At 29.3% G+C, this 6027-nt stretch carries 4 protein-coding genes and 2 pseudogenes (1 of these 6 cut by a window edge); all 6 read right to left on the reverse strand.

The genetic code is table 11. The features are described 5' to 3' along the window. Positions 1 to 893, reverse strand: a pseudogene (locus A2255_02785) (hypothetical protein); it reaches 658 nt to the left of the window's first position. Further along, positions 890 to 1672 carry a hypothetical protein gene (locus tag A2255_02790; GenBank protein OGI23231.1) on the reverse strand — a complete coding sequence of 261 codons (783 nt, stop codon included), beginning with the start codon at positions 1670 to 1672 and terminating at the stop codon, positions 890 to 892. Before A2255_02790 ends, A2255_02785 begins: the two are co-directional and overlap by 4 nt. Beyond that, positions 1659 to 2747: an aminotransferase gene (locus tag A2255_02795; protein ID OGI23232.1), complete on the reverse strand. Its 1089-nt coding sequence runs from the start codon at positions 2745 to 2747 to the stop codon at positions 1659 to 1661. The genes A2255_02790 and A2255_02795 overlap by 14 nt, the downstream gene beginning before the upstream one ends. Before the next feature lie 15 nt (positions 2748 to 2762). Continuing rightward, positions 2763 to 4505 carry a hypothetical protein gene (locus tag A2255_02800; GenBank protein ID OGI23233.1) on the reverse strand — a complete coding sequence of 581 codons (1743 nt, stop codon included), beginning with the start codon at positions 4503 to 4505 and terminating at the stop codon, positions 2763 to 2765. A gap of 34 nt (positions 4506 to 4539) precedes the next feature. Beyond that, positions 4540 to 5511 carry a hypothetical protein gene (locus A2255_02805; protein OGI23234.1) on the reverse strand — a complete coding sequence of 324 codons (972 nt, stop codon included), beginning with the start codon at positions 5509 to 5511 and terminating at the stop codon, positions 4540 to 4542. Beyond that, positions 5501 to 6027 (reverse strand): annotated as a pseudogene (locus tag A2255_02810) (hypothetical protein). Before A2255_02810 ends, A2255_02805 begins: the two are co-directional and overlap by 11 nt.

The raw sequence follows: 6027 nt of genomic DNA on the forward strand, positions 1-6027 counted from the left end.
TCAGTCCTTTTGAGTATCTCAGATATAGTATTTATAAAATTATAATTATCAAAAGGCGCATACTTATATGAAGATGCCATAGTTAGTATTACTTTTGAGTTTTCTTGAAATCCTAACTCTTGCTTTGTTCGAATAATTTGCTCAGTATTTTCTTTTATATTATCAATATTTTCACTACAAATAGGTAATGGTAAAACCGCGTTATTCTTAACGTGTCTATACTTTTCATTAAAACTATTAGAACAAGTTCTAAAATTAACAACAAGATCAGAAATACTTACACCTAGCCAGAAGATATGATCTCCATGATTAAAAAACACAACTGGTCTTTTAAATTCTTCTGTACCAAAAGCCAATATTGGCACAATATCTTCCATATGAACATGTAGAATAATATTTTCATAGCCAGAAGCTATCTTTCGTAATTGCAGTGCTGATTCAACAAATGTGGTATTTTTATCAAAAACTATAAAATCACCATTTTTTTCTTTAACGTTTTGCCTTAAGGTATCAGGAATTTCGTTCTGATATTTTTGCTTAAGTAAGATTACAGAATGCTTTTGCTCTGCTGGGGAATTTTTAATCCATCTTTCAGTCACACGTGTGTGACCACCTGTAGGAAAAGCTTCTGTAAGCACGTGTAAAAAGCTGTTTTTTTCATAAGTTTTATTTAAAGGTATGTTGTATTTTTTAGAGATGTTTATAAGCTCATTTTCTATTTTGCTTGAGCATAAATGATGACAAACATTATAAGATGCAAAATGAGCGGAATCTAATAAGTATTGCAGCTTTTTAGATTCATTTTTCTCTAAATCGGCTTTTTTTAATAAATTTCCAAATTTATTTTTATTTTTATTTATTTTTAACAGAACTTTTTCAGTCGTCAAATTCATAAATTGCACCATTTATCTTTAAAACGTCTGCGCAAAGATCTTGTTGGAATAAATAAGGCTATGAATTTGCCTAAAACCATTTTTATTTTATTCTCAATAAGCACTTTTAATTTTACGTTCATCTTGTAATTATCAAATATTTTGCTGGTTTGTTCAATATTTCCCATACATTCAGCCATTGGATTAGAATAATCATAAGATGCATTGTCATATACATATTTTTTAATATTGTCTGTTACAGAAACACATTCACATTCATTTGGCTTTCTATTACTATCATTTTCCAGAATCAAAAAGTCTATATTTTTATCTGGAAATTTACTGTCAATTTTCTCGTAGGCTACTTTTAACCTGTTTTCATCAATGAATTTATCTCTGCTAAGCCACACGATTAAAATGGTTTGCGCTTCTGCAATATGTTTATACAGTCTATTAATTCTTCTAGCGTATTTTTCTTCTACAACATTGAGATTAACTAACAAGTCTGAATTAGCTGGAAAATCGTGATAAAAGTAAAAACCCGTTCTGATATTTTCATAATAATCGTAATTCGGGTCATTATTCAGTTCAGGATTTTTAGGCAAAAACTTAATATCTTCCGGATTAAGAAAATCTTTAAAGTCATTAACCAATAAATCTATCCTGCTTTCGAAAGAAGCCTTAGTCAGCCAGTCAAAAGGATAAGAGAAATTTTGTAAATTATGTTTTCTTAAATATCCAGTGCAAGCGCAGTCTTCACCTATACTAAATATAAAATCATATTCGTTACTTGTATGCATTTAAAACCTCAATAACTATACTAACTTCTTCATCGCTCATTACGGGACTAATTGGAATGCTTAATACTTCCCTATGAATTTTCTCGGTAATTGGCATGCTCAGACCATTCCATTCTGAATACGCTTTTTGCTTATGAGGAGGAATTGGATAATGGATCATTGATTGTATGCCTTTATCAGCTAAATGTTTCTGTAAATTATCCCTGTTTTCGGTTCTTACAACAAACAAATGCCAAACATGAGAGTCTTCGTTATTTACGTTTGGAAGAATGATTTTAGGATTTTTGATATTTTCACGATAAATTTTGGAAATTTGTCTTCTTTTTTCATTATCCTTATCTAAATATCTTAATTTAACTCTTAATACTGCTGCTTGAACTTCATCTAATCTTGAATTAGTACCTTTAAACAGGTTTTCATATTTTACATGTGAACCGTAGTTTCTTAGAGCTCTGAGCTTCTCTGCTAATTTATCATTATTAGTTGTAATTGCGCCACCATCACCCAGACAGCCAAGATTTTTACCAGGATAAAAACTAAATGCAGATGCATCTCCAAGGTTACCGGCTCTTTTTTCATTATAATAAGCTCCATGAGCTTGAGCTGAATCTTCAATAACTTTTAAATTGTATTTTTTAGCTAATTCATTTATTTTATCCATATCACAGGTTTGCCCGTACAGATGAACAGGCATTATGGCAACTGTTTTATCATTTATTTCTTGCTCTATTGCACCAACGTCTATATTGTATGTATTAATATCAGGCTTTACAAGCCTTGGCTTTAAATTATTTGCAGATATAGACAGAATAGAAGCTATATATGTATTTGCTGGTACTATGATTTCACTACCAGAAGGAAAATCATAGGCGCGAATTATTAAAGACAAGGCATCAAGTCCATTTGCAACGCCTATAGCATGTTTTGTGTTGCAATATTGAGCGAATTCTTGTTCGAAAGCCTCTACTTCTTTTCCTAATAGATACCATCCAGAATCCAAAACTCTCTTTATTGCTTCGTCTATTTCGAACCTATACTGTTCATTTATTGCTTTTAAATCAAGAAATTTTATCATTACTTATAGCCTTATCTAATCAGGATCAAAAAAATCAATAATTGTTTGAGTAGTATGTTCTATTTTTTTGGAATAGCAGTCATAATCTTTTGCAATATGTCCAAAATCAATAGCTTGATAGCCTTCTTTGGCTAAATCATAAGACAGAACTGTTGCAGTTGGGCCTAAAATAATAATCACTTTTTTATTTTTATCGATTTGTTTCGCTTGTGTCAATATGAACTCATACTCTTCAAAGGCATTCATTGAAGGTGCGTACATATATTCAACTGATTTTGCGCAGTCAAAAATATTTGTTTCTATTTTATCAAAAACGGTTTTTCCACAAATAATTGCAATATCTTGATTTAACCAGATTTCTTTAATTTGTTCAAAATAAGATGCAAAATCAAGTTTTTTATACATTGCATACATTTGAGAACACCCAGTATCATAATACTGCTTGGTTGGATCACATAGAGCAGTAATTTTATTCCTTTTGTCACTAACCCAGCATCGCATAAAATTCTTTACTTGCTCCTGCATATTTTCAGTAGATGCATAATAACTATAAGGCACTCCTATGAAAATATTTTCATCATTTGACCGAAAAATCTCATTCAATCTTTGTGATAATTTACTATCAGACTTTTGAAATGGAATACTGCCACCTTCCATTAGAACAAATTCTCCATCTCCAAATCGGCAAAAACTTGTTTTTTTCTTAATTAAATCTACAATTGTATCATTTGGAGACTTAATATTTGGTTTCTTAAGGTTTTTGATATCATCCGCCAGTTCATATTTTATACCGTCAAGAATAAGATTTAACTGATCTCTGCTGATATATTTAGAATCACTTCCCTGGCTCATTTCTTTTAAGCTGTATCTAAATAGATATCCAATGTTTTTAAAGAATAATTTTAGAGGATTTCTTTTTTTATTTTTAGGTCTTTTAATTCTGGGTTTTTTCCAGCTTTTATCACGATTTTCCAATACAAAATATTCAGATCCAGCATGAATAACATAATTATTCATATTAGCTATAGCTTTAATATCTAATTTATTATTTTGCTCATTATAAATCTTATTCAAGGTGTAAATATCAGTTTTTTTTGAATCATCAATAGGATTACAGTGAGTATCCTGAACTCGATTAACAGTAATTACGATTGCCTGACTTGTCATATTTAAACAGGCAAGATTAGGGCGTAAAATGTATTGTTTTGGATTATTTGCGAATTCACTCTCTAAATAATTGGGGCTTTTAATGGTTTCATTTGTGGAATCAAGCATTTTTAGAATATCTGATTTTCTATATAGCGTGCAATCTAGCTCCCACGGATAATTGTAATGGGTTTCAACAGCTTCTTTCCAGTTCCATTCAATATATTTATTATCATTTGAAATATTTGTCGGATATGGAATTATATTTTTTCCTAACCTAAAACTGAACCCAAAAATCTGCTCGTTTTGAAATAATACTTCTTGTGCATATTTAAGACTAAATTTGTTTTTAAATACCACATCATCACAGCCAAACATAATATAATCATCAGACTTTTCAATTACAGACATTAAATCATCATAAAATCTGTTTTCTGCAATCCAGTTTACAGAAGAAAATTCCTTAATAACTCGTGTATAATCAATATCCGGAGTTTCTTTATACAAAACCGTTATATTATTTTGCTGTGCATCCGAATAATACAGCAAGCTTTCAAGATATGCATGGAGTTGCATCGGCCTGTCTTTAGAAAATACAATTATTGATGACATATTAAAAATTACTCTCCTTTTAAAACTTTAAATATTAATGATTTTTACCAATTAAATAATTACTGCCTGGCAAATATTCCATGTGCCAGGTTTGCCAGTTTATATCACTACGTGAAACCATAAAGTTATTAAAATATTCTATATTATCCATCTCATTGAAATTATTTTGATAAGCGATTAAAAATAAATTCAAATTATTTAATAAAGGAACTATAGATTCCCTAACAGATAAAGGAGTTTCACTAATTGACCAGGTTCCTAAAAACAAGTTATTTTGCGAGTTATCCAGTTTTATTAATATACTCTTCAATTCATTTATGTCTGATATACATAAAATACCTTTATTACTTTTATCAAACTCTTCTATAGAAAGAACCTCAAAGCCAAGCGTTTTAAGATAATATTTTTGTAAAATACTAAATGCAGGAAGATCATATATAATATATTTTCCATTAAAACCTAAATTATAAAATAACCTGCTCATACTTCCATATCCGCCGCCAAACTCAAAAACCGTATTTATTTCATTAATTTTAATTTGAGTTTTTTCTTCAAATTGAGCAACACTATAAGCATGATGAATTAAATTACAACTTGAAGCCGGATAGCCTTTGCAAGGCTCAGGATTACCAACAATATTTTCTCTAATTGCGTGAATGTATCTATCAGACCAATCAGCCCTATTCTTTAAATAATCTAATTCCGTTGGAATATAATTACCATGTTCATCTGTTATAAACATAGTATATTGAATAACTCCCCATTGTAAAAAATTATTTGGATTTTTGGTTAACATTAATTTTTTCAGTTTATTTAAGTTATTCAACCATTCAACCTGTGATGATGGAATGTTTTTTAAGTTATAAAAAGGTATTTTCTTTATATCTTCTTTCAACTTTTCATAAATATTGGAACTTGCTAAAAAACCATTATTCATTTGTTTAGCATTTTTTCTTTTCTTGTTTCTTAGCAAATCTAGCATGTTTTGAATAAATTTAATTCGCATAGTTATTATCCTTTTTTAAGAAATTTTTTATGGTTCTTCTTGGAAATTTTATAAAATATTTTAATTTCTCTTTTCCTTTGTTAGTTTGTTTTTTAAGCATATCAATATTTAGTTCTAATATTTTATTTAAAAATGCTTCAATAGTTTCATTACTAAAATGATAAGGGAAATCATCAAGCTCATTTTTTACTATTAACTCGTCATCAACGTTTATAGAATGCAAATTGCTGTATTTACCGGCTAGTTCAGAAATTATATCATTAATAAACATAGCTCTTTGTCTATATTCTTCTCGATTATCAAATTTTGCTGGAAAGTGTAAAAATATAACAGGAATTTCCCCGTATGTTTCCTTTAATTTATTAAAGAAATCAATATAATATGCTTTTAATTGATTAAAGGGTAGCAAGTCTTCACATCTGAAGTTATCATCAAAATCTCCACTGTGATCAACATCTGTATAATCAGAACAAAAAGCCCAACCGTCTTTTGAAATGAATAACTTGTCGGCTAATT

Source organism: Candidatus Melainabacteria bacterium RIFOXYA2_FULL_32_9 (genome assembly GCA_001784615.1).
In the GTDB taxonomy this organism is placed as follows: domain Bacteria; phylum Cyanobacteriota; class Vampirovibrionia; order Gastranaerophilales; family UBA9579; genus UBA9579.